This window comes from Pseudomonas entomophila (assembly GCF_023277925.1).
In the GTDB taxonomy this organism is placed as follows: Bacteria; Pseudomonadota; Gammaproteobacteria; order Pseudomonadales; family Pseudomonadaceae; genus Aquipseudomonas; species Aquipseudomonas entomophila_D.
This window is the reverse complement of the sequence record NZ_CP063832.1, coordinates 4,730,986-4,753,284: the sequence shown is the minus strand read 5'-3', so window position 1 is coordinate 4,753,284 and position 22,299 is coordinate 4,730,986. Positions and strand designations below refer to the sequence as shown.

Annotated in this window: 23 protein-coding genes; 19 read left to right on the top strand and 4 right to left on the bottom strand. The window is 67.4% G+C overall.

From position 1 onward, the window contains the following. Positions 1-2 precede the first annotated feature (2 nt). Genes IM733_RS21085 through IM733_RS21000 form a run of 18 tightly spaced genes read left to right on the top strand, consistent with a single transcriptional unit; the run spans position 3 to position 16,640 of the window. Positions 3-257 carry an acyl carrier protein gene (locus IM733_RS21085; RefSeq protein WP_248918341.1) on the top strand — a complete coding sequence of 85 codons (255 nt, stop codon included), beginning with the start codon at positions 3-5 and terminating at the stop codon, positions 255-257. Beyond that, the gene (locus IM733_RS21080) at positions 254-799 is read left to right on the top strand and encodes a hypothetical protein (protein ID WP_248918340.1); all 546 of its coding nucleotides are present in this window, start codon (positions 254-256) and stop codon (positions 797-799) included. The genes IM733_RS21085 and IM733_RS21080 overlap by 4 nt, the downstream gene beginning before the upstream one ends. Further along, positions 796-2,466, top strand: coding sequence for an AMP-binding protein (locus IM733_RS21075; protein WP_248918339.1), 1,671 nt, complete (start codon positions 796-798; stop codon positions 2,464-2,466). The genes IM733_RS21080 and IM733_RS21075 overlap by 4 nt, the downstream gene beginning before the upstream one ends. Next, positions 2,459-3,193 (top strand): glycosyltransferase family 2 protein, encoded by a 735-nt coding sequence (locus IM733_RS21070; RefSeq protein ID WP_248918338.1) that lies wholly within the window; start codon positions 2,459-2,461, stop codon positions 3,191-3,193. Before IM733_RS21075 ends, IM733_RS21070 begins: the two co-directional genes overlap by 8 nt. Beyond that, positions 3,190-4,128 carry a glycosyl transferase gene (locus tag IM733_RS21065; protein WP_248918337.1) on the top strand — a complete coding sequence of 313 codons (939 nt, stop codon included), beginning with the start codon at positions 3,190-3,192 and terminating at the stop codon, positions 4,126-4,128. The genes IM733_RS21070 and IM733_RS21065 overlap by 4 nt, the downstream gene beginning before the upstream one ends. Continuing rightward, complete coding sequence (locus IM733_RS21060; RefSeq protein ID WP_248918336.1) at positions 4,109-5,653, top strand: HAL/PAL/TAL family ammonia-lyase; 1,545 nt, start codon at positions 4,109-4,111, stop codon at positions 5,651-5,653. The genes IM733_RS21065 and IM733_RS21060 overlap by 20 nt, the downstream gene beginning before the upstream one ends. Next, on the top strand, positions 5,646-6,071 hold the full coding sequence (locus tag IM733_RS21055) for an acyl-CoA thioesterase (RefSeq protein WP_213659243.1): 426 nt from the start codon (positions 5,646-5,648) through the stop codon (positions 6,069-6,071). The genes IM733_RS21060 and IM733_RS21055 overlap by 8 nt, the downstream gene beginning before the upstream one ends. Beyond that, positions 6,068-6,676, top strand: a complete 609-nt coding sequence (locus tag IM733_RS21050) for an outer membrane lipoprotein carrier protein LolA (protein ID WP_248918335.1) — start codon at positions 6,068-6,070, stop codon at positions 6,674-6,676. Before IM733_RS21055 ends, IM733_RS21050 begins: the two co-directional genes overlap by 4 nt. Further along, positions 6,666-8,981, top strand: a complete 2,316-nt coding sequence (locus IM733_RS21045) for an MMPL family transporter (RefSeq protein ID WP_248918334.1) — start codon at positions 6,666-6,668, stop codon at positions 8,979-8,981. Before IM733_RS21050 ends, IM733_RS21045 begins: the two co-directional genes overlap by 11 nt. A gap of 2 nt (positions 8,982-8,983) precedes the next feature. After that, positions 8,984-10,138, top strand: coding sequence for a sodium:proton antiporter (locus IM733_RS21040; RefSeq protein ID WP_432760380.1), 1,155 nt, complete (start codon positions 8,984-8,986; stop codon positions 10,136-10,138). After that, positions 10,125-11,372: an NAD(P)/FAD-dependent oxidoreductase gene (locus IM733_RS21035; RefSeq protein ID WP_248918333.1), complete on the top strand. Its 1,248-nt coding sequence runs from the start codon at positions 10,125-10,127 to the stop codon at positions 11,370-11,372. Before IM733_RS21040 ends, IM733_RS21035 begins: the two co-directional genes overlap by 14 nt. Next, a complete protein-coding gene (locus tag IM733_RS21030) occupies positions 11,369-12,100 on the top strand; it encodes a class I SAM-dependent methyltransferase (RefSeq protein ID WP_248918332.1) in 732 nt (243 codons plus the stop codon). Before IM733_RS21035 ends, IM733_RS21030 begins: the two co-directional genes overlap by 4 nt. After that, entirely contained in the window at positions 12,097-12,582 is a 486-nt protein-coding gene (locus IM733_RS21025; protein WP_248918331.1) for a hypothetical protein, read from the top strand. Before IM733_RS21030 ends, IM733_RS21025 begins: the two co-directional genes overlap by 4 nt. After that, positions 12,579-13,772, top strand: a complete 1,194-nt coding sequence (locus tag IM733_RS21020; RefSeq protein ID WP_248918330.1) for a beta-ketoacyl-[acyl-carrier-protein] synthase family protein — start codon at positions 12,579-12,581, stop codon at positions 13,770-13,772. Before IM733_RS21025 ends, IM733_RS21020 begins: the two co-directional genes overlap by 4 nt. Continuing rightward, complete coding sequence (locus IM733_RS21015) at positions 13,769-14,239, top strand: hotdog family protein (RefSeq protein ID WP_248918329.1); 471 nt, start codon at positions 13,769-13,771, stop codon at positions 14,237-14,239. The genes IM733_RS21020 and IM733_RS21015 overlap by 4 nt, the downstream gene beginning before the upstream one ends. Next, a complete protein-coding gene (fabG, locus tag IM733_RS21010; protein ID WP_248918328.1) occupies positions 14,232-14,960 on the top strand; it encodes a 3-oxoacyl-ACP reductase FabG in 729 nt (242 codons plus the stop codon). Before IM733_RS21015 ends, fabG begins: the two co-directional genes overlap by 8 nt. Further along, positions 14,960-16,186, top strand: coding sequence for a beta-ketoacyl-ACP synthase (locus IM733_RS21005; protein WP_248918327.1), 1,227 nt, complete (start codon positions 14,960-14,962; stop codon positions 16,184-16,186). The genes fabG and IM733_RS21005 overlap by 1 nt, the downstream gene beginning before the upstream one ends. A 25-nt stretch (positions 16,187-16,211) precedes the next feature. Further along, positions 16,212-16,640: a hypothetical protein gene (locus IM733_RS21000; protein WP_248918326.1), complete on the top strand. Its 429-nt coding sequence runs from the start codon at positions 16,212-16,214 to the stop codon at positions 16,638-16,640. 150 nt (positions 16,641-16,790) lie between these two features. Here IM733_RS21000 and IM733_RS20995 read toward each other — a convergent pair whose 3' ends face one another. Continuing rightward, positions 16,791-17,684, bottom strand: coding sequence for a LysR family transcriptional regulator (locus tag IM733_RS20995; protein WP_248918325.1), 894 nt, complete (start codon positions 17,682-17,684; stop codon positions 16,791-16,793). A gap of 111 nt (positions 17,685-17,795) precedes the next feature. Here IM733_RS20995 and IM733_RS20990 point away from each other — a divergent pair, with 111 nt between their 5' ends. Beyond that, positions 17,796-19,037, top strand: coding sequence for an MFS transporter (locus IM733_RS20990; RefSeq protein WP_432760379.1), 1,242 nt, complete (start codon positions 17,796-17,798; stop codon positions 19,035-19,037). A gap of 79 nt (positions 19,038-19,116) precedes the next feature. Here the strand turns inward: IM733_RS20990 and IM733_RS20985 are convergent, their stop codons facing one another. The 3 genes from IM733_RS20985 to IM733_RS20975 form a co-directional block, all read right to left on the bottom strand. Then, on the bottom strand, positions 19,117-19,464 hold the full coding sequence (locus IM733_RS20985) for a NirD/YgiW/YdeI family stress tolerance protein (protein WP_248918324.1): 348 nt from the start codon (positions 19,462-19,464) through the stop codon (positions 19,117-19,119). A gap of 116 nt (positions 19,465-19,580) precedes the next feature. Further along, on the bottom strand, positions 19,581-20,645 hold the full coding sequence (gene hemE, locus IM733_RS20980) for a uroporphyrinogen decarboxylase (RefSeq protein WP_248918323.1): 1,065 nt from the start codon (positions 20,643-20,645) through the stop codon (positions 19,581-19,583). A 194-nt stretch (positions 20,646-20,839) separates the two neighbouring features. Then, positions 20,840-22,258, bottom strand: a complete 1,419-nt coding sequence (locus IM733_RS20975) for an FAD-dependent oxidoreductase (protein WP_248918322.1) — start codon at positions 22,256-22,258, stop codon at positions 20,840-20,842. Between the last annotated feature and the right edge of the window lie 41 nt (positions 22,259-22,299).

The window sequence follows — 22,299 nt, the reverse complement described above, 5'->3', positions numbered from 1 at the left end:
CCATGCAAACCCGTGAAGACATCTTCAACATCCTGCGCGACGCCCTGGTCGAGCTGTTCGAACTGGCACCCGAGCGCGTGACCCTGGACGCCAACCTGTACCAGGACCTGGAAATCGACAGCATCGACGCCGTCGACCTGATCGACCACATCAAGCGCCAGACCGGCAAGAAGATCGCCGCCGACGACTTCAAGTCGGTACGCACCGTCAATGACGTGGTTGAGGCGGTGCACCGCCTGGTCAACCCGGCGGCATGAAGCGCCTGATCGGCCTCGGCCTGTTGCTGGCCGGGCTGCTGTACCCCTTCGCGGTGCATTTCGGCATGGCCCATTTCGCCCCCTGGCAATTCGGCCTGCTGCTCGGTGGCCTGTGGCTGGCCCGCGCCCTGAGCACGCCGCGCCGCCCGGGTAATCTGTGGATGGCGCTGGCGGCCCTGGCGTTCTGCGCCCTGCTGGGGCTGTCCGACAGCCCGCAGCTGCTGCGCTGGTACCCGGTGCTGATCAGCACCTTCATGCTGGCCCTGTTCGGCGCCAGCCTGCTGCGTGGCATGCCGGTGGCCGAACGCCTGGCGCGCCTGCGCGACCCCGAGCTGCCGCCCCACGCCGTGCGTTACACCCGCCGCGTGACCCAGGTGTGGTGCCTGTTCTTCCTGGGCAACGGCGTGATCGCCGCGAGCCTCACCCTGTGGGCGCCGCTGGCCTGGTGGACCCTGTACAACGGCCTGATCGCCTATGCCGCGATGGGCCTGCTGTTCGCCATCGAATGGCTGATTAGACAACGTGTGCGAGGACGCTCATGAACTGGATCAACCTCGAACACCTGCTGCGCCCGCTGGACGCGCCGCGCCAGGTGACCCACGCGCCGGCCCTGGACCACGCCGAGCTGTGCCGGCAGGCCTTGCGCCTGGCCGGCGGCCTGCGCCAGCGCGGGGTACGCCGCCTGGCCGTGCACCTCGAAGATGCCGCGTCGCTGGCCATCGCCTTGCTGGGCGCCTGGCGCGCCGGTGTCGAAGCCCTGCTGCCCGCCGACCTGCAGCCCGCCACCCGTGAGCGTTGGCATACCCAGGTCGACCTGTGGCTGACCACTGACGAGCAGCTCGACGGCCTGCAGGGCGAAGCGCTCGCCCCCGCCGACCTCGACCTCGACACCTGCCGCATCAGCCTGTGCACCTCCGGTTCCAGCGGCGAGCCCAAGCGCATCGACAAGCAACTGCGCCAGCTGGCTAACGAAGTGAATGCCCTGGAACAGCTCTGGGGCCAGGACCTGGGCAACGCCTGGATCATCGGTAGCGTCGCCACCCAGCACATCTACGGCCTGCTGTTCCGCGTGCTCTGGCCACTGTGCGCCGGGCGCGGCTTCGAGCGCCGCCAACTGCCGTTCCCCGAGGACCTGCAGCGCGCCAGCCGCGAGCACGCGGCGTTCGCCTGGGTGGCCAGCCCAGCGCTGCTCAAGCGCATGGGCGACAACCTCGACTGGCCGGCCCTGCGCCCGGTACGTCGGGTGTTTTCCTCAGGCGGCGAACTGCCGTCTATCGCCGCCGAACGCCTGCATCAGCGTCTGGGCCAATGGCCGACCGAGATTCTCGGCAGTTCGGAGACCGGTGGCATCGCCTGGCGCCAGGGCCAACCCCTGTGGCAACCGTTCGCCGACGTGCGCTTGAGCCAGGATGAACACGGCGCCCTGCGCATCGCTTCGCCCTACCTGCCCGCCGGGCACGTCGAGCAGAGCGCCGATGCCGCCGAGTTCAGCGCCGACGGACGCTTGCGCCTGCTTGGCCGGCTGGACCGCATCGTCAAGCTCGAAGAAAAACGCATCTCGCTGCCCATGCTCGAACAGGCCCTGTGCGCCCATGCCTGGGTCGCCGAAGCGCGCCTGGGGATGATCGAGGAAGGCCGCGCCTACCTCGGCGCCCTGGTAGCCCTGACCCCGGCTGGCTTGCACGCCCTGCGCAACCAGGGCCGCCGCGCCGTGATCGATGGGCTGCGCCAGCACCTGGCCGGCCACTGCGAGGCGCTGGCCCTGCCACGGCGCTGGCGCCTGGTGCGCCAGTTGCCGCTCAACACCCAAGGCAAGCTGCCCCAAGCCGAGCTGCAGGGGTTGCTGCTGGCCCCACGCAGCATGGCGCCGGACGTGCTTGAGCACCGGCAAGAGGGCGAGGAACTGCACCTGCGTCTGGCCGTCCCCCTGGACCTGGCCTGCTTCTCCGGGCACTTCCCGCAAACACCGGTGCTGCCGGGCGTGGTCCAGCTCGACTGGGCGATCGCCCTGGCGGCCTCGCACCTGCAACGGGCCCAACGCTTCGCCGGCATGGAAGTGCTCAAGTTCCAGCAACTGGTGCGCCCCGGCGACGAACTGCTGCTGACCCTGCGCTTCGACGCAACACGCGGCAAGCTCTACTTCGCCTACACCTGCGCCGGGCAGCCCTGCTCCAGCGGCCGCATCGTGCTGGAGGCCGCCCATGCATAAGCCCTGCGCGGTGATCCCGGTGTACAACCACGAGCAGGCGGTGCCCCAGGTGGTCGACGACCTGCTGCGCGCCGGCCTGCCCTGTGTGCTGGTCGATGACGCCAGCCATGCCCCTTGCGCCCAGGTGCTAGGCCAACTGGCCGAACGCGACGACGTTCACCTGGTCACCCTGGCGGTCAACCAGGGCAAGGGCGGCGCGGTGATGGCCGGCCTGCGCGAAGCCGCGCGGCTGGGCTTCAGCCACGCCCTGCAGGTGGACGCCGACGGCCAGCACGACCTGGCCGATGTCAGTCGTTTCCTGGAGCAGTCGCAGGCTTATCCGCAGGCCCTGGTGTGTGGTTATCCACAGTACGACGCCAGCGTGCCCAAGGGCCGGCTGTATGCCCGCTACCTGACCCACGTGTGGGTGTGGATCAACAGCCTGTCGCTGCGTATCCCGGATTCGATGTGCGGCTTTCGCGTCTACCCGCTGCCTGCGACCCTGGCGATGATCGACAGCGTCGACCTCGGCCGGCGCATGGATTTCGACCCGGAGATCCTGGTGCGCCTGTCGTGGCGCAATCAGCCGATGCGCTGGCTGCCGACCAAGGTCCACTACCCCCAGGACGGCCTGTCGCATTTCCGTCTGTTCCACGACAACGCGCTGATCTCGAAGATGCACGCCAAGCTGTTCTTCGGCATGCTCCTGCGCGCCCCGCTGATACTCTGGCGCAGGTGGCGCGGATGAACGAGCGCCCGCCACACTGGGCCGAGCACCAGGAGCGCGGCAGCTTCTGGCTGATGAAGCTCACCGCCACGCTCGCCCGACTGCTCGGGCGACGCGTGCTCAGCCCGCTGATCCACCTGATCGTCGCCTACTTCTTCATCTTCGGTGGCTGCGCCCGGCGCAGCGCCTGGCAGTACCAGCAGCGCCTGCACCGCTGGAGCAACGGCCAGGTCCAGGCCCCCGGCCAGTGGCGTGTGTTCCGCCAGTTCATGGCCTTCGCCGAAGCCCTGCTGGACAAGCTCGACGTGTGGAACGGCCGGCTGGCGCTTTCGCAGATCGACATCGTCGACCCGGCCAACCTGCGCCAGCAGTTGCGTGGCGAGCGCGGCCAGATGCTGGTGGGCGCTCACCTGGGCAACCTGGAAGTGTGCCGGGCCCTGGCCGAGATCGGCGAAAAAGTGACCATGAACGTGCTGGTGCATACCCGCCATGCCGAACACTTCAACCGCTTGCTGGGCGAAGCCGGGGCCAGCCACCTGCGGCTGATCCAGGTCAGCGAGCTGGACCCGGCAGTGATGCTGCAACTGTCCGAGCGCTTGGAGCGCGGCGAGTGGCTGGCAATTGCCGGCGACCGCGTGCCGCTGCACGGCGGGCGCACCGTAGAGGTGGATTTTCTCGGCCACCCGGCTGCATTCCCTCAGGGGCCGTGGCTGCTGGCCGGGCTGCTGGGCTGCCCGCTCAACCTGCTGTTCTGCCTCAAGCAACAGGGCCGTTACCAAGTCACCCTCGAGCCGTTCGTCGAACGCCTGCAATGGCGCCGTGGCCAGCGTGAGGCGGTGATCGCCGAGTGGGCCGCCCGCTACGCCGAACGCCTGGGCCACTACTGCGCCCAGGCACCGCTGCAATGGTTCAATTTCTACCCCTTCTGGAAGACCGATGACGATGCATCCGCATGAGCCTGTAACCTTCGGCGAAGCGCCGCTGGCGATCGAAGACGTCCTGGCCGTGGCCGAGCGCCGCGCCCCGTCGCGCCTGCAGGCCGACGCCGCCTACCGCGAGCGCATCGCCCGTGGCGCGCGCTTCCTCGACACCTTGCTGGACAAGGAAGGGGTGATCTATGGCGTGACCACCGGCTACGGCGACTCCTGCGTGGTGGCCGTGCCGCTGGAGCACGTCGAGGCCCTGCCGCGCCACCTCTACACCTTCCACGGCTGCGGCCTGGGCAGGTTGCTCGACGCCCCGGCCACCCGCGCCGTGCTGGCGGCACGCCTGCGCTCGCTGAGCCATGGTGTGTCCGGCGTGCGCCTGGAACTGCTGGAACGCCTGCAGGCCTTCATCGAGCACGACATCCTGCCGCTGATCCCCGAGGAGGGCTCGGTCGGCGCCAGCGGCGACCTGACGCCGCTGTCGTACGTGGCGGCGGCGTTGTCGGGCGAGCGCGAGGTCATGTACAACGGCGAGCGGCGCACCAGCGCCGACGTGCATCGCGAACTGGGCTGGCAGCCCCTGGTGCTGCGCCCCAAGGAAGCCCTGGCGCTGATGAACGGCACCGCGGTGATGACCGGCCTGGCCTGCCTGGCCTTCGCCCGCGCCGACTACCTGCTCAAGCTGGCCACGCGCATCACCGCGCTCAATGTCATCGCCCTGCAGGGCAACCCCGAGCACTTCGACGAGCGCCTGTTCGCCGCCAAGCCGCACCCCGGCCAGACCCAAGTCGCTGCCTGGCTGCGCCAGGACCTGGCCATCGACGCCCCACTGCCACCGCTGCACCGCCTGCAGGACCGCTACTCACTGCGTTGCGCGCCCCACGTGCTGGGCGTGCTGGCCGACAGCCTGGGCTGGCTACGCGGGTTCATCGAAACCGAACTCAACAGCGCCAACGACAACCCGATCATCGACGGCGACGCCGAGCGCGTGCTGCATGGCGGGCACTTCTATGGCGGGCACATCGCCTTCGCCATGGACAGCCTGAAGAACCTGGTGGCCAACGTCGCCGACTTGCTCGACCGCCAGCTCGCGCTGCTGGTGGACGTGCGCTACAACCATGGCCTGCCGAGCAATCTCTCGGGCGCCGAGGCTGAGCGCGCCATGCTCAACCACGGCTTCAAGGCCGTGCAGATCGGCGCCAGCGCCTGGACCGCCGAGGCGCTCAAGCAGACCATGCCGGCCAGCGTGTTCTCCCGCTCCACCGAGTGCCACAACCAGGACAAGGTGAGCATGGGCACCATCGCCGCCCGCGACGCCCTGCGCGTGCTGGAGCTGACCGAGCAAGTCGCCGCCGCCACCCTGCTGGCCGCCAACCAGGGCGTCTGGCTGCGCCAGCGCCTGGCCGACGCGCACGCCCTGCCGCCAGCCCTGGCACAGATGCACGCGGCGCTGCTGGAGGACTTCGCGCCGGTCACCGAGGATCGAGCCCTCGAGCACGACCTGCGCCTGTGCCTGGCCCGTATCGGCCAGCGCCACTGGAGGCTACATGCGTAACCCCGGGGTGTTCCACGTCGACAGCGAGATCGTCGTGCCGTTCTTCGACGTCGACAGCATGCACATCGTCTGGCACGGCCACTATGTGAAGTACCTGGAAGTCGCCCGCTGCGCGCTGCTAGACCGCCTGGAGCACGACTACCTGCGGATGCAGGCCAGCGGCTATGCCTGGCCGGTAATCGACCTGCAGCTGCGCTACATCCGCGGCGCCACCTTCGGCCAGCGCCTGACTGTGCGTGCCAGCCTGGTGGAGTGGGAGAACCGCTTGAAGATCCACTACCTGATCAGTGATGCCACCACCGGCGAGCGCATGACCCGCGCCAGCACCGTGCAGGTTGCCGTGCACATCGAAAGCGGAGAAATGCAGCTGGCCTCCCCCCAGGCGATGCTCGACGCCGTCGCCAAGGTGCTGCCATGAGCGCCGCACGGTCCCTCAGGGCGCTGATAACTATCGCCCTGCTGCTCGCCAGCCCCCTGGCCCTCGCCTTCACCCTCGACGATCTGCAAAAGCAGCTCAGCGAACCTACCGTGGTCAGCGGCCCGTTCATCCAGGAAAAACACCTGCGCGCCTTGCCCCAGCCACTGACCAGCAAGGGCCGTTTCGTCCTGGCCCGCGACCACGGCCTGCTCTGGTTGCTGCAAACCCCGCTGCGCCAGGACTACCGCATCGACGCCCAGGGCATCGCCCGCCGCGACCCCAGCGGCTGGCAGACGCTCCCCGCACGCAGTGCCGGCGCCGAGCAGAACCGCCTGTTCTTCGCCGTGCTGCAAGGCGACAGCAGCGGCCTGCAACGCGACTTCGACCTGGCGCTGTCGGGCGACGCCACGCACTGGCAACTGCGCCTGACCCCGCGTTCGCTGCTGCTCAAGCAAGTGTTCACCCGCATCGACATCGCCGGCGGGCGTTACGTCGAGCGCATCGAACTGAGCGAGACCCAAGGCGACAGCACCGTGCTGCGCATGCCCGAGAGCCAAGGCGCCAGCGCCCTCAGCGACGCGGAGCGCAGCGATTTTGCCAACTGAACGCCTGTTGCCGCGCCTGTTCGCGGGCCTGCTGCTGATCATGCTCGCCGTGGCTGGCTGGCAATGGCATCGGGGCGCGCCGCTGTCGGCCGACCTGATGACCCTGGTGCCCGGCGCCACCCAGGACCCGCTGGTCAAGCAAGCCGAGCAGCGCATGCAGGAGCCGCTCAACCGCGAGCTGCTGGTGCTGGTCGGCCATCCCCAGCGCGAACAGGCCGTCGCCCTGGCCGAGCGCCTGGCCGGGCAGTGGCAGGCCAGCGGCCTGTTCGAGAAAGTGCAGTGGAGTGTGCAGACCGACCTGCAAGCCCTGCGCAACCAACTGCTGCAAGGTCGCCTGGCAATGCTCTCGGGCCACGACCGCCAATGGCTGGCCGAGCAACCCGACGCCTTTGTCGAACAACGCCTGCAAAGCCTGTTCGACCCCTTTGCCGGCTTCAGCCTGGTGGCAAGCCAGGATGACTGGCTTGGCCTGACCGGCCGTATCCAGCAGAGCCAACCCAAGCCGGTCAACGTGCAACTGGACACCGCCAGCGGTGCGCTGGTGGCCGAGGCCGACGGCCAGCAGTGGGTGCTGCTGCGCGCCCGCACCCTGGGCAACGCCTTCGACATGCACCTGCCCTTGCAGGTGGCCGACCTGCTGGCCCGCGCCCGCAACGAAGCCGGCCAGCAGGGTGCCCAGCTGCTGGCGGCCAGCGGCCTGCTGTACGCCGCGGCCGGCCAGCAACAGGCCAGCCGCGAGATCACCTGGGTCGGCGGCGGCGCCACCGTGGGCATCCTGCTGCTGTTGCTGCTGGCCTTCCGCCGCTGGCGCGTGCTGCTGGCCTTCGTGCCGGTGCTGGTGGGCATGCTGTTCGGCTCGGTGGTGTGCGTGGCGCTGTTCGGGCAGATGCACGTGATGACCCTGGTGCTCGGCTCCAGCCTGATCGGTGTGGCCGTGGACTACCCGCTGCACTACCTGTCCAAGAGCTGGAGCCTGCAACCCTGGCGCAGCTGGCCGGCCGTGCGCCTCACGCTGCCGGGGTTGAGCCTGAGCCTGGCGACCAGTTGCATCGGCTACCTGGCCCTGGCCTTCACGCCGTTCCCGGCGCTGACCCAGATCGCCGCGTTCTCGGCCGCAGGCCTGGTCGGCGCCTACCTCAGCGCCGTGTGCCTGCTGCCGGCCTTGCTGGGTGGCGTCGAGCTGCGCCCGGCCCAGTGGCCGCTGCGGGTCGCGCAATGGCTGACCGAACTGCGCGCCGGCCTGCTGCGCCGTGTCCCCAGCGCCGCGCTGCTGGCCCTGCTGGTGCTGTTCTGCGCCGCCGGGCTGTGGCGCCTGGACAGCCGCAACGACGTGCGCCAGTGGGTCGGCAGCCCGCCCCACCTGCTGGAAGAGGCCCAGGCCGTGGCCCGCATCACCGGTTACCAGCCCACCAGCCAGTTCTACCTGGTGCGCGGCGCCGACCCGCAGCAACTGCTGGAGCGCCTGCAGGCGCTGTCGGAAAAGCTCGACGAGCTGGTCGACCTGGGCAAGCTCAAGGGCTACCTGTCCCTCGACCGCCTGGTTGCCAGCCCAACCGAGCAAGCGCGCACGCTCCAGGCCCTGGAGCGGCTGCCCGAACACTGGCAACCACTGCTGGCCCAGGGCGTGCCGGAAGCCGCGCTGCAGGCCGAGCTCAAGCAATTGCACCAACTGCCGATCCAGTCCATCGACGATGTCCTCGCCGGCCCCTTGGGCGAACCCTGGCGCCCCTTGTGGCTGGGCCAGGTGGACCAGGGCGTGGCCGCCGCCGTCAGCCTTCAGGGGCTCAACGACACCGCCTTGCTGCGCCTGCAGGCCGATGGCCTGCCCGGCGTGCAACTGGTGGACCGGCTGGGTGAGTTGAACCAGCTGTTCGCCGCCACCCAGGTCAGCGCCGCCGAGCTCAAACTGCTGTCGTGCGCGCTGATCCTGGTGCTGCTGGTGCTGCCGTTCGGCCTGCGCGGTGCCTTGCGCATCGTCGCCCTGCCCCTGCTTGCCGCGCTGTGCAGCCTGGCCCTGCTGGGTTGGCTCGGCCAACCGCTGACATTGTTCAGCCTGTTCGGCCTGCTGCTGGTGACCGCCATCGGCGTCGACTACGCGATCCTCATGCACGAGCGCGTCGGCGGCGAGGCGGTAAGCCTGCTGGGCACCCTGCTGGCGGCACTGACCACCTGGTTGTCGTTCGGGCTGCTGGCCCTGTCGAGCACCCCGGCGGTGAGCAACTTCGGCCTGGCGGTGAGCCTGGGCCTGGCAATGAGCTTCATCCTGGCCCCTTGGGCCGCGTCGCGCGAAGGAGCGCACAACTGATCATGACCGTGTTGTTCTGGGCCCTGGCCCTGCTGCTGTTCGCGCTGGCCTGCGCGCTTGGCAAGCGCGTGGGGCTGATCCCGATCGTCAGCCAGCTGCTGCTGGCGACCCTGGGGCTGCCACTGCTGATGCTGCTGTGGGTCGAGCCGCACTGGCAGCTCGAGGGTGCCGCGCTGGTCGCGCCAAGTTGGTTGAAGACGCTCTACGGTTGCAGCTTCGCCCTGCTGCTGGGGCACATCCTCGCCGACGTCGCCGAGCTGCGCGTCGACCGCCAGGCGCTGAAACTTGCCTTGCCCAGCTTCCTGGTGCCCTTCGCCTGCGGCCTGGCCTGCGCGCTGTGGCTGCTGGACCAGGGCGGCCTCACCGCGCTGGCCCTGGGCCTGGTGTTCGCCATCACCGCGATCCCGGTGCTGTACCTGTACCTGCGCGCCATAGCCTATCCTCCCGCAGCCAGCCGGCGCCTGCTGCAGGCTGCGATCCTCATCGACCTGGCCTGCTGGCTGCTGCTGGGCCTTGGCCAGGGCAGCCTGCAACCGGGCAGCCTGGCCTGGCCGCTGCTGGCCGCGGCCCTGCCCGTGCCGTTGCACTTCGCCGGCCTGCGGGCGCCCAAAGTGTACGGCGCCTTGTTCCTGGTATTGCTGTTCGCCGCCGAACACTACCGGCTCAACGCCTTGGTCTTCGGCATCGGCTACCTGGCCTGCCTGGCCTGGCTCAAGGTCTCCGTGCGCCTGCCGCTGTCGGCCGCCTGGAACCGCCGCCTGCAACAGGGCGTGGCGGTGCCGTTGATCCTCACCTACGGCGTGGTGCAGATCGACGTGCACCACGCCCTGCAAGGCTTCGATGCGCTGCAACTGGCCGCCCTGCTGGCCCTGCCGATCGCCAGCAAGCTGCTGGGCAACTGGCTGGGCCTGTGCTGGGCCACCCCGTCGTTCAGCGGCGCGAGCAAGTGGCGCGAAAGCCTGCTGCTGAACATCCGTGGCCTGAGCGAAATCGTCTTCCTCAACCTGCTGCTGCAACAAGGGCTGATCGGCCCGGCGCTGTACTTCGCCCTGATGCTGATGAGCCTGGTTGCCACCCTGATGCCGGCATTGGCCGGCCTGCACCGGATTCCCCTGAATACCGCCCCGACGGCAAGGAGCCCTCATGCCGAACTGTGAACTGCAACAACGCCAGGTACTGGTGATCGGCGCCGGGCCTTCCGGCGCCATCGCCGCCGCCCTGCTCAAGCGCAAGGGCCACGACGTCCTGGTGTTGGAGCGCCAGCGCTTTCCGCGCTTCTCCATCGGCGAGAGCCTGCTGTCCCACTGCCTGGACTTCATCGAAGAGGCCGGGATGCTCGAAGCGGTGCAGGCCGCCGGCTTCCAGCACAAGAACGGCGCCGCCTTCGCCTGGGGCGAGGAATACAGCGCGTTCGACTTCGGCCTGACCTTCTCCCAGGGCAAACCGAGCACCTTCCAGGTGCAGCGTGCGCAGTTCGACCAGTTGCTCGCCGACCAGGCGCAAGCCCAAGGTGTGGAGATCCGCTACGAGCACGAGATCGTCAGCGTCGACATGGCCGGTGACTGCCCGCGCGTGCGGGCCCGCCGCCCCCAGGGTGACGAATACGAAGTGGAATGCGCCTTCGTGCTCGACGCCAGCGGCTACGGCCGCGTGCTGCCACGTCTGCTGGAACTGGAAGCACCGTCGAACTTCCCGGTGCGCCAGGCAGTGTTCACCCACATCGAGGACCGCATCGACCACCCCGGCTTCGACCGCGAAAAAATCCTCATCACCACCCACCCCGAACACCGTGACATCTGGTTCTGGACCATCCCGTTCAGCAATGGCCGTACCTCCCTCGGCGTGGTCGCCGCCGCCGAGCGCTTCGCCGAGGCACCAACCGACCTGGACGCCTGCCTCAAGCACTTCGTGGCCCAGACCCCGAGCCTGGCCAAGGTGCTGGCCAACGCCGTCTGGGACACCCCGGCACGCACCATCGGTGGCTACTCGGCCAACGTCAGCACCTTGCATGGCCCAGGCTTCGCCCTGCTGGGCAACGCCGCCGAATTCCTCGACCCGGTATTTTCCTCGGGCGTGACCATCGCCATGCGCTCGGCGAGCATGGCTGCCAACCTGCTGCACCGCCAGTTGCAAGGCGAGGCGGTGGACTGGCAGGCCGAATTCGCCACGCCGCTCAAGCGTGGCGTCGATACCTTCCGTGCCTATGTCGAAGGCTGGTACGACGGCAGCTTCCAGGACGTGATCTACCACCCTGGCAGCTCGCCGGAAATCCGCGCCATGATCAGCTCAATCCTGGCCGGCTACGCCTGGGACCTGCGCAACCCGTTCGTCGCCGAGCCCAAGCGCCGCCTGCGCACCCTCGCCGAGCTGTGCGCGAGGACGCCGGCATGAGCCAGCAAACCTACCTGAGCGACACCTACGTCGAAGAGACCCGCATCGGCTTCTGGTTCCTGCGCAGCCACACCTGGCAGCACCATGTGCTGCGCGTGGCGATCAACGACCTGCGCCGGCTGTTCGACGGCGAGCCGCCGCAAGCGCCGGTGCTGCTCGATGCCGGCTGCGGCCAGGGCAAGTCGTTCAAACACCTGATGCAGGTGTTCGCCCCCTCGCGCCTGCTGGGCACCGACGCCGACCCGCACAGCCTGGCGCTGAGCGCCGCCGAGGCCCAGCGCCTGGGTGTCGAGGTGGAGTTGCGCGGCAGCGACTGCGCCGCATTGCAGTTCCCTGATGCCAGCGTCGACATCGTGTTCTGCCACCAGACCTTCCACCACCTGGTGGAGCAGGAGAAAGCCCTGGCCGAATTCCACCGAGTGCTCAAGCCGGGCGGCTACCTGCTGTTCGCCGAGTCCACCGAGGCCTACATCGACACCTGGGTGATCCGCTGGCTGTTCCGCCACCCCATGCACGTACAGAAGAGCGCCGAAGGCTACCTGCAGATGCTGCGTGGCCAAGGCTTCGAGTTCGCTGAGCGCAACGTGTCCTACCCTTACTTGTGGTGGAGCCGCTCGAAGGACTTCGGCCTGCTCGAACGCCTTGGACTGCGCAAGCCGCCACCGGTTGGCCAGCGCGAGGAAACCCTGGTCAACGTGGTGGCGCGCAAACCCCTGGAGCGGCCATGAAACACCTGCTGGCGCTGTGCTTGTGCCTGTTGCTCGGCGCCTGTGCCGCGCACCCGCCGCTGCCCGAGACACTGCCCACACTGACGCTGCCGCGCCAGTTGCATGTGCAGCGTGAGCAGGACGGTCAACGCCAGGATTGGCTGCTGGTGATCCAAAGCGAAGACCATCGCCTGCGCTGGTCGCTGCTCGACCTGCTGGGTATCCCCCAGGCCCGCCAACTGCTCGAGGGGACGCGCTGGCAGGCCGACGGCCTGCTGCCACCCAACCCGGCAGCGCGCGAACTGTTCGCCGCCGTGCTGTTCGCCCTGACGCCCTCCGAGCAAGTACAGCGCCTGTACCCACAGGCGCGCCAGCACGGCCAACAACGCTGGCTGGGCGACCGCTGGCAGGTCAACTATCGGGCCAGCGACCGTTTCACCTTGAACCTGGGCCAGGGCCTGCGCTATGAAGTCAGCCCATTGCCCAGCGAGAGCACGCCATGACTGCCTACCTCAACGCCCTGGGCCTGGTCTGCGCCCTCGGTCGCGGCCAGGCCCAGGTGGCCGCGCGCCTGTTCGCCGGTGACTGCTCCGGCATGCAACCCCAGGATGGCTGGGTGCCGGAGCGCCGCCCGCCCGTGGGCGCGGTGAACGGCGAGCTGCCTGCCGTGCCGCTGCCAGAGCAGCACAGCCGCAACAACCAGTTGCTGTACTGCGCGGCCTTGCAGATCGAACCGGCAATCCGCCAGGTGATCGCCGAATTCGGCCCGCAGCGGGTCGCCGTGGTGCTGGGCACCAGCACTTCGGGCATCGCCGAGGCCAGCGTCGGCATCGCCCATTACCTGCGTGAAGGGGCGCTGCCCGACAGCTACCGCTACGACCAGCAAGCACTGAGCGCCCCCGCCGAGTTCCTGGCCGACTGGTTGCAGCTCAGCGGCCCGGCCTACGTGATCTCCACCGCCTGCACCTCCAGCGGCCGGGCGCTGCTGAGCGCGCGCCGGCTGCTCGACCTGGGCCTGTGCGACGCGGTGCTGTGCGGCGGCGTCGACAGCCTGTGCGGGCTGACCCTCAACGGTTTCAGCGCCCTGGACGCGGTCAGCGAACAACGCTGCAACCCGTTCTCGGTGAACCGCGACGGCATCAACATCGGCGAAGGCGCCGCGCTGTTCGTCATGACCCGCACACGCCCGGCACAGGGCCCGTCCATCGCCCTGCTGGGTGCCGGTGCCAGTTCCGACGCCCACCACATCTCGGCACCCGACCCCACCGGCAAGGGCGCCTTGCACGCCATGGCCAAGGCCCTGGACAATGCCGGCCTGGATGCGGCGCAGATCGACTACCTGAACCTGCACGGCACCGCCACCCAGCACAACGACGCCATGGAAAGCCTGGCCGTGCATGCCTTGTTCGGCGCCGGCACGCCCTGCTCGTCGAGCAAGCCCATGACCGGCCACACCCTGGGTGCGGCCGGCGCGCTGGAAGCGGCCTTCTGCTGGCTGGCCCTGAGCGAACACAACCCGGACGGCAGGCTGCCCCCCCATGTGTGGGACGGCCAGCGCGACCCGCAATTGGCGAACCTGGCCCTGGCCGACAGCAGCCATCGCCTGCCCCAGGGCCGCCCGCGCCGCCTGATGAGCAACTCGTTCGCCTTCGGTGGCAACAACGTGAGCCTGATTCTCGGAGACACCCCATGATTGCCTGGCCTTTGGCCGAACTGCTGCCCCACGCCGGCGACATGATCCTGATCGATCAGGTCGACAGCTGCGACGATGAGCAGATCCACACCCGTACCACCGTGCGCCCCGGCGGCCTGTTCAACCGCGCCGACGGCAGCCTGCCGGCGTGGCTGGGCCTGGAGCTGATGGCCCAGAGCGTGGCCGCCTACGCCGGCTGCCGCGCGCGCCGCCTGGGCCAGCCTGTGGAGCTGGGCTTCCTGCTCGGCACCCGCAAGTTCGAATGTGATGTCGAGCAGTTCCCGGCCGGCGCCGAGTTGCACATCCACGCACTGCGCTCGCTGGAAGACGACAACGGCATGGGCGTGTTCGAATGCCACCTGCGCGGCCCCGGCATCCACGCCAGCGCTCGCCTGAATGTCTACCGCCCGCCGCAAGTGGCCAGTTACCTGGCCGAGGCGGGCCCTGAGGAGTCCCCCCATGACTGACACCATCCTGGTCACCGGCTCCAGCCGTGGCATCGGCCGGGCCATTGCCCTGCGCCTGGCACACGCCGGTTTCGACCTGGTCCTGCACTGCCGCAGCGGCCGCGCCGAGGCCGACGCTGTCGCCACCGAAGTCCAGGCGCTGGGCCGGCAGGCACGGGTGCTGCAGTTCGATGTCGCCGACCGCGCGGCCTGCAAGGCCATCCTGGAAGCCGACGTGGAGACCCACGGCGCCTACTACGGCGTGGTGTGCAATGCCGGCCTGACCCGCGACGGCGCCTTCCCGGCCCTGACCGAGGACGATTGGGATCAGGTCATGCGCACCAACCTGGACGGCTTCTACAACGTCCTGCACCCGCTGACGATGCCGATGATCCGCCGCCGCGCGCCGGGTCGCATCGTTTGCGTCACCTCGGTGTCCGGGCTGATCGGTAACCGCGGCCAGGTCAACTACAGCGCCTCCAAGGCCGGCCTGATCGGTGCCGCCAAGGCCCTGGCGATCGAGCTGGGCAAGCGCCGCATCACCGTCAACTGCGTGGCCCCGGGGCTGATCGACACCGCCATGCTCGACGAGCACGTGCCGGTGGACGAGTTGCTGAAGATGATCCCCGCAGGCCGCATGGGCACGGCGGAAGAAGTGGCCGGCGCGGTGAATTTCCTCATGTCGCCCGAGGCGGCCTACATCACCCGCCAGGTGCTGGCGGTCAACGGAGGGCTGTGCTGATGCGCCGCGTCGTCGTCACCGGCATGGCCGGCCTCACCGCCCTGGGCAATGACTGGGGCACCATTGCCGGGTATTTCGCCCAGCGCCGCAGCGGCATCCGCCGCATGGACGAGTGGGACCGCTTCGAGGAACTCAACACCCGCCTGGCCGGCCCCATCGATGACTTCCAGGTGCCCGGCCACTGGACCCGCAAGCAGCTGCGCAGCATGGGCCGGGTATCGCGCCTGGCGGTCGCCGCCGCCGAGCGCGCCTTGGCCGACGCCGGCCTGCTCGACGACCCGAGCATCCGCGACGGCCGCATGGGCGTGGCCTGCGGCTCGTCCACCGGCAGCACCGACGAGATCAAGGCCTTCGGCAACATGCTGCTCAACTCGGTGGCCGACGGTCTGAACGCCAACTCCTACGTGCGCATGATGCCCCACACCACGGCGGCCAACATCAGCATCTTCTTCGGCCTCACCGGGCGCCTGATCCCCACCTCCAGCGCCTGCACCAGCGGCAGCCAGGGCATCGGCTACGCCTACGAGGCGATCAAGTTCGGGCGCCTGCCGATGATGCTCGCCGGTGGCGCCGAGGAGCTGTGCCCCACCGAAGCCATGGTATTCGACGCGCTGTACGCCACCAGCCTGAAGAACGACACCCCGCACCTGAGCCCGCGCCCCTACGACATCGACCGCGATGGCCTGGTGATCGGCGAAGGTGGTGGCATGCTGGTGCTCGAGGAACTGGAGCACGCCCTGGCCCGTGGCGCCCGGATCCACGCCGAGATCGTCGGTTTTGGCAGCAATGCCGACGGCCAGCACACCACTCGCCCGGAGCAGGCCACCATGCGCCGGGCCATGGAGCTGGCCCTGGAGGACGCGGGGCTGGCTCCCGAGGCGATTGGCTACGTCAACGGTCACGGCACCGCCACCGAACAGGGCGACATCGCCGAAACCCAGGCCACCAGCAGCCTGTTCGGCCCACGCATGCCGATCAGCTCGCAGAAGAGCTTCCTTGGCCACACCCTGGGCGCCTGTGGCGCGCTGGAGTCGTGGTTCAGCATCGAGATGATGAACAGCGACCGCTACGTGCCCACCCTCAACCTCGATCACGTCGATCCGCGCTGCGGCGAGCTGGATTACCTGCGCGGCGAGTTCCGTGCGATGAACCACGAACATGTGATGAACAACAACTTCGCCTTCGGCGGGGTCAACACCTCGTTGATCTTCCGTCGCTGGCCCTGAAATCCCCCCTAACGGAGAGCAAGGAATGTCCCCATCCATCCGCGCCGTGGCCCTGGGCCTGGCGCTGGCCGGCCTGGCCGGCTGCACCTCGAAAGCGGTGTTGAACCCCACCGAGCAACTGACCGCCAGCCATGCCTACAGCCAGCCGCAAGTGCAACAGGCGATCCTCAAGGCTATCGCCGAGCGTGGCTGGACCGCGCGCAACGTCGGCCCCAACCTGATCCAGGCCGACATCACCGTGCGCAACACCTTCTTCGCCGCCGTGGACATCCACTACAGCCCCAGCCAGTTCCGCATCGCCTACCGCGACAGCCGCGAGCTGGGCTACAAGGATGGCAAGATCCACCGCAACTACAACCGCTGGGTCTACAACCTGGACCGCAGCATCGTGCGCGAACTTAATGCCGCATACACGCAGAGCCTGGTGCAACAGCAGAGCAACGCCCTCAACTGATCAAGGACCGATACATGCGCCTGGAAGCCCGAGGCGCATGCACCTGTAGGAGCCGGCTTTGCCGGCGAACGGGCCGGTGCAGCCACCACGGTGAATGGCACTGGCTTTGCCAGTGTTCGCCGGCAAGCCGGCAGTCCAGGTGCCGGCCAATCAACCGCATAGCTTACCGGTGAGCAGTTCGGCAAAGGCCTTGGCCATTGCCGAACCACCCCGCTCGCGCTGCACCAGCCACACCGCCGTCATCGCCTCTTCATCCAGCAGCGTGCGGTACACCACCCCATCGATGCGCATGCGCTGGAACGACGCCGGCAACACCGATACCCCCAACCCCGCCGACACCAGGCCGATAATGGTCATCGCCTCCCCCGCCTCCTGGGCGAAGTGCGGGCTGAAACCCGCCTGACGCGCCAGGCTCAGCAACTGCGCATGCAGCCCGCTGCCATAGCTGCGCGGAAAGAACACGAACGGTTCCTGCGCCAGCTCTGCCATGTACACACCCGGGTCGCCGCCCTGTGCCAACGGGTGCGAGGCGTTGATCACCGCCACCAGCGGCTCGCGCAGCAGTTCGGTGACCACCAGGCCTTCGGGCAACGGCATCGGCCGCATCAGCCCCACTTCGATCGATTCGTCGAACACCCCTTCGGCCACCTCGCGGCTGCTCATTTCCTTGAGGTTCAGGTGCACCGCCGGGAAGCGCTGGCGGAAAGCATGCAACGCCTTGGGGATCTTCGAGGTGAACGGTGCCGAGGACGTGAAACCGATTTTCATCTCGCCCAGCTCGCCCAGTTGCGCGCGCCGGGCCACATCGGCGGCCTTCTCCACTTGGGCAATCGCCTGCCGGGCTTCCTCGAGAAACAGCCGCCCCGCCTCGCTGAGCTCTACCCGACGGTTGGTGCGCTCGAACAGGCGCGCCCCCAGTTCCTGCTCCAGGGCCTGGATCTGCTGGCTCAAGGGCGGTTGCGAGATCCCCAGTTGCTGGGCCGCGCGGCCGAAATGCAGCTCTTCGGCCACGGCGATGAAATAGCGCAGGTGACGCAGTTCCATGATCCACTCCAATAGGTCGCAGTACATATCAAACAGGTCGAACAATATATTGGATCTAATCATTAGCCAGCTATATGCTTTTTTCACCGCAGCACCTGAAGGTACCCGCCCGTGAGATCCGCCGTAGTGCCCCTGCCTGTCGAACCCGAGCCTTCCTTCAGCGACATCTGGATCGAGAAAGGCACCCCTGCCTTCATGAAGACCGTGCTGGCGCTGTTCAGCGGCGGCTTCGCCACCTTCGCCCTGCTGTACTGCGTGCAGCCGATGATGCCGCTGCTTTCGCAGGAGTTCGCCATCAATGCCGCGCAGAGCAGCCTGGTGTTGTCAGTGTCCACCGCAATGCTGGCCTTCGGGCTGCTGATCACCGGGCCGGTTTCCGACCGTATCGGGCGCAAACCGGTGATGGTCTTCGCCCTGCTTTGCGCCGCCTTGTCGACCTTGGCCAGCGCGGTCATGCCCTCTTGGGAGCTGGTGCTGGCCACCCGCGCCCTGGTGGGGCTGTCATTGAGCGGCCTAGCGGCAGTGGCGATGACTTACCTGAGCGAAGAGATCCACCCGCAGCACATCGGCCTGGCGATGGGGCTGTATATCGGAGGCAATGCCATCGGTGGCATGAGCGGGCGGTTGATCACGGGCGTGCTGATCGACTTCGTCAGCTGGCATACGGCGATGCTGACCATCGGCGGCCTGGCGCTGGTGGCGGCCCTGGTGTTCTGGAAAGTGTTGCCCGAGTCGCGCAACTTCCGCCCCCAGCCGATGCATCCGCGCAATCTGCTCAATGGCTTCGTCATGCACTTCAAGGATGCCGGGCTACCCTGGCTGTTCCTCGAGGCCTTCCTGTTGATGGGCGCCTTCGTCACCCTGTTCAACTACATCGGCTACCGCTTGCTGGCCGGGCCTTACCACATGAACCAGGCGCTGGTCGGGCTGCTCTCGGTGGTATACCTGTCGGGGATCTACAGCTCGGCGCAGGTAGGCGCACTGGCTGACAAGCTAGGTCGGCGCCGAGTGTTCTGGGCCAGTATTCTGGTGATGGCCGGCGGCCTGCTGATGACCCTGGCCAGCCCGTTGATGATGATCATCGTCGGCATGCTGGTGTTCACCTTCGGTTTCTTTGGCGCGCATTCGGTAGCCAGTAGCTGGATCGGGCGCCGGGCATTGAAGGCCAAGGGGCAGGCGTCGTCGCTGTACCTGTTCTGCTATTACGCCGGGTCGAGTGTCGCCGGGACGGCGGGCGGGGTGTTTTGGCACATGGCCGGATGGAACGGTATCGGGCTGTTCATCGGCAGCCTGCTGGCGGTGGCGTTGTTGGTGGCCCTGCATCTGAGCAGGCTGGCGCCCAAGACCGCGTAAGCCTTTCGCCGGCAAGCCGGCTCCTACGGAAAGGGCACACGCCCCGTAGAAGCCGGCTTGTCGGCGAACAATCGGCTGGTCAGTTGATGATCTCGACGATATCCACATCCACCTCGCGGCTCATCAGGTGCTTCTCCACCTCGCCGGTCAGCTTGACCTTGGTCTTGTCGTTGAACGGCGTCGGCGGCAGGTCTTCATTGTCGATCTCGACGGTGATGGTACCGGTGTTGTCCTTGAATTCGTACTTGTCGTCGTTGTCGATCTTCTTGGTCACGAAGCCCTGCAACACCACCGGGGTGTCATCGGCGGCTTCCTTGGCGGCGGCGACGGTGGTCACCGCCTGAGCGCCAGGGCCGGTGTAGCCGGCGGCCAGGGCGGCGGTGCTGAACAGTGGGGCGAGGATCAGGGGCAGGTAACGGGCTTTCATGGGGATCGGGTCCTGTTTGCGTTTTGATGGCACCAGATTACCGACGATCGCTGAATTCAAACTTAATGCAACAAAAAAGCCCGGCACTAGACCGGGCTTTTCGCGTTGCGCATCGATTACTGGTGGTACTGCGCCGACAGTTCGTGCACCGCGTTGATGAACACACCCGCGTGCTCCGGGTCGACCTCCGGGGTGATGCCATGCCCCAGGTTGAACACATGGCCGCTGCCCTTGCCGTAGCTGGCCAGGATCCGCGCCACTTCCTTGCGGATGGCTTCGGGCTTGGCATACAGCACGGTCGGGTCCATGTTGCCTTGCAGCGCCACCTTGTCACCCACGCGGCGACGGGCATCGCCGATCTCGCAGGTCCAGTCCAAGCCCAGCGCATCGGCGCCGGCTTCAGCGATGCTCTCCAGCCACAGGCCGCCGTTCTTGGTGAAGAGAATGACCGGGACCTTGCGCCCTTCGTGCTCGCGGATCAGGCCGCTGACGATCTTGCGCATATAGCTCAGGGAGAATTCCTGGTAGGCCGCCGCCGACAGGTTGCCACCCCAGGTGTCGAAGATCTGCACCGCCTGGGCACCGGCCAGGATCTGGCCATTGAGGTAGCTGGTGACCGACTGCGCCAGCTTGTCCAGCAGCAGGTGCAAGGCTTCTGGGTTGTCGTAGGCCATGGCCTTGGTCTTGCGGAAGTCCTTCGACGAGCCGCCCTCGACCATGTAGGTGGCCAAGGTCCACGGGCTGCCGGAGAAACCGATCAACGGCACGCGACCGTTGAGCTCGCGGCGGATGGTGCTGACCGCGTCCATCACGTAACCCAGGTCCTTCTGCGGGTCGGGGATCGGCAGGGCTTCGATGTCCGCCAAGGTGCTGATGACCTTCTTGAAACGCGGGCCTTCGCCGGTCTCGAAATACAGGCCCTGGCCCATGGCGTCGGGGATGGTGAGGATGTCCGAGAAGAGGATCGCCGCGTCCAGCGGGTAGCGGTCCAGCGGCTGCAGCGTCACCTCGCAGGCGAACTGCGGGTTCATGCACAGGCTCATGAAGTCGCCGGCCTTGGCGCGGCTGGCACGGTACTCCGGGAGGTAGCGGCCGGCCTGGCGCATCATCCAGACCGGGGTGACGTCTACGGGTTGCTTGAGCAGTGCACGCAGGAAACGATCGTTCTTCAGGGCAGTCATGTCGGCATCCGGAAAAAAAGTGCGGGCATTTTCTCAGACGCGGACGCAAAAGGCACGGCCATGGCCATGCGTTTTGTCTATCGGGTGCCATGGATCAAACGTTTTTGTATACAAAAAGCATCGCGGGGCAAGCCCGCTCCCACAGGTTGTACGCATATCCCGTGGGAGCGGGCTTGCCCCGCGAATAGGCCGGATCAGACTTCGAGGTAATCCAGGATCCCTTCAGCAGCGGTGCGACCCTCGAAAATGGCGGTCACCACCAGGTCCGACCCCCGCACCATGTCGCCACCGGCAAACACTTTCGGGTTGCTGGTCTGGTGCTTGAACTTGCCCTTCTCCGGTGCCACCACGCGGCCCTGGCTGTCGGTCTGGATGTCGAACTGCTCGAACCACGGCGCCGGGCTCGGGCGGAAGCCGAAGGCGATCACCACGGCATCGGCCGGCAGGATCTCCTCGGAGCCCGGGATCGGCTCGGGGCTGCGGCGGCCACGGGCATCCGGCTCGCCGAGGCGGGTCTCGACCACCTTCACGCCCTCGACCTTATCCTCGCCGACGATGGCGATGGGCTGGCGGTTGTAGAGGAATTTCACGCCCTCTTCCTTGGCGTTCTTCACCTCTTTGCGCGAACCCGGCATGTTGGCTTCGTCACGGCGATAGGCGCAGGTCACCGACTTGGCGCCCTGGCGGATCGAGGTGCGGTTGCAGTCCATCGCGGTGTCGCCACCGCCCAGCACCACGACCTTCTTGCCCTGCATGTCGACGAAGTCTTCCGGCGCTTTCTCGAAGCCGAGGTTGCGGTTGACGTTGGCGATCAGGAAGTCCAGCGCGTCGTGCACGCCCGGCAGGTCCTCACCCGGGAAACCACCCTTCATGTAGGTGTAGGTGCCCATGCCCATGAACACCGCGTCGTATTCGGCGAGCAGCTGTTCCATGGTGATGTCCTTGCCCACCTCGGTGTTCAGGCGGAATTCGATGCCCATACCCGTGAAGACTTCGCGACGATTGCTCAGCACGGTCTTTTCCAGCTTGAACTCGGGGATACCGAAGGTCAGCAGGCCACCGATTTCCGGGTTCTTGTCGAACACCACCGGAGTCACGCCGGCACGCACCAGCACGTCGGCGCAGCCAAGGCCCGCCGGACCTGCACCGATGATGGCGACGCGCTTGCCGGTGGGCTTGACCTTGGACATGTCCGGGCGCCAGCCCATGGCGAAGGCCGTGTCGGTGATGTACTTCTCCACCGAGCCGATAGTCACCGCGCCGAAGCCGTCATTGAGCGTGCAGGCACCCTCGCACAGGCGGTCCTGCGGGCACACGCGGCCGCACACTTCCGGCAGGGTGTTGGTCTGGTGCGACAGCTCCGCCGCGGCCAGGATGTTGCCTTCAGAGACCAGCTTCAGCCAGTTGGGGATGAAGTTGTGCACCGGGCACTTCCACTCGCAGTACGGGTTGCCGCAGCCCAGGCAACGGTGTGCCTGCTCGACCGACTGCTGCGGCTTGAAGGGTTCGTAGATCTCGACGAACTCCTTCTTGCGCTGGCGCAGCAGCTTTTTCTTCGGGTCCTTGCGGCCCACTTCGATGAACTGGAAGTCGTTGTTCAGACGTTCAGCCATTTTTCAAAACCTCTTTACCGCAGTTGCCGGCGTCAGCCGCA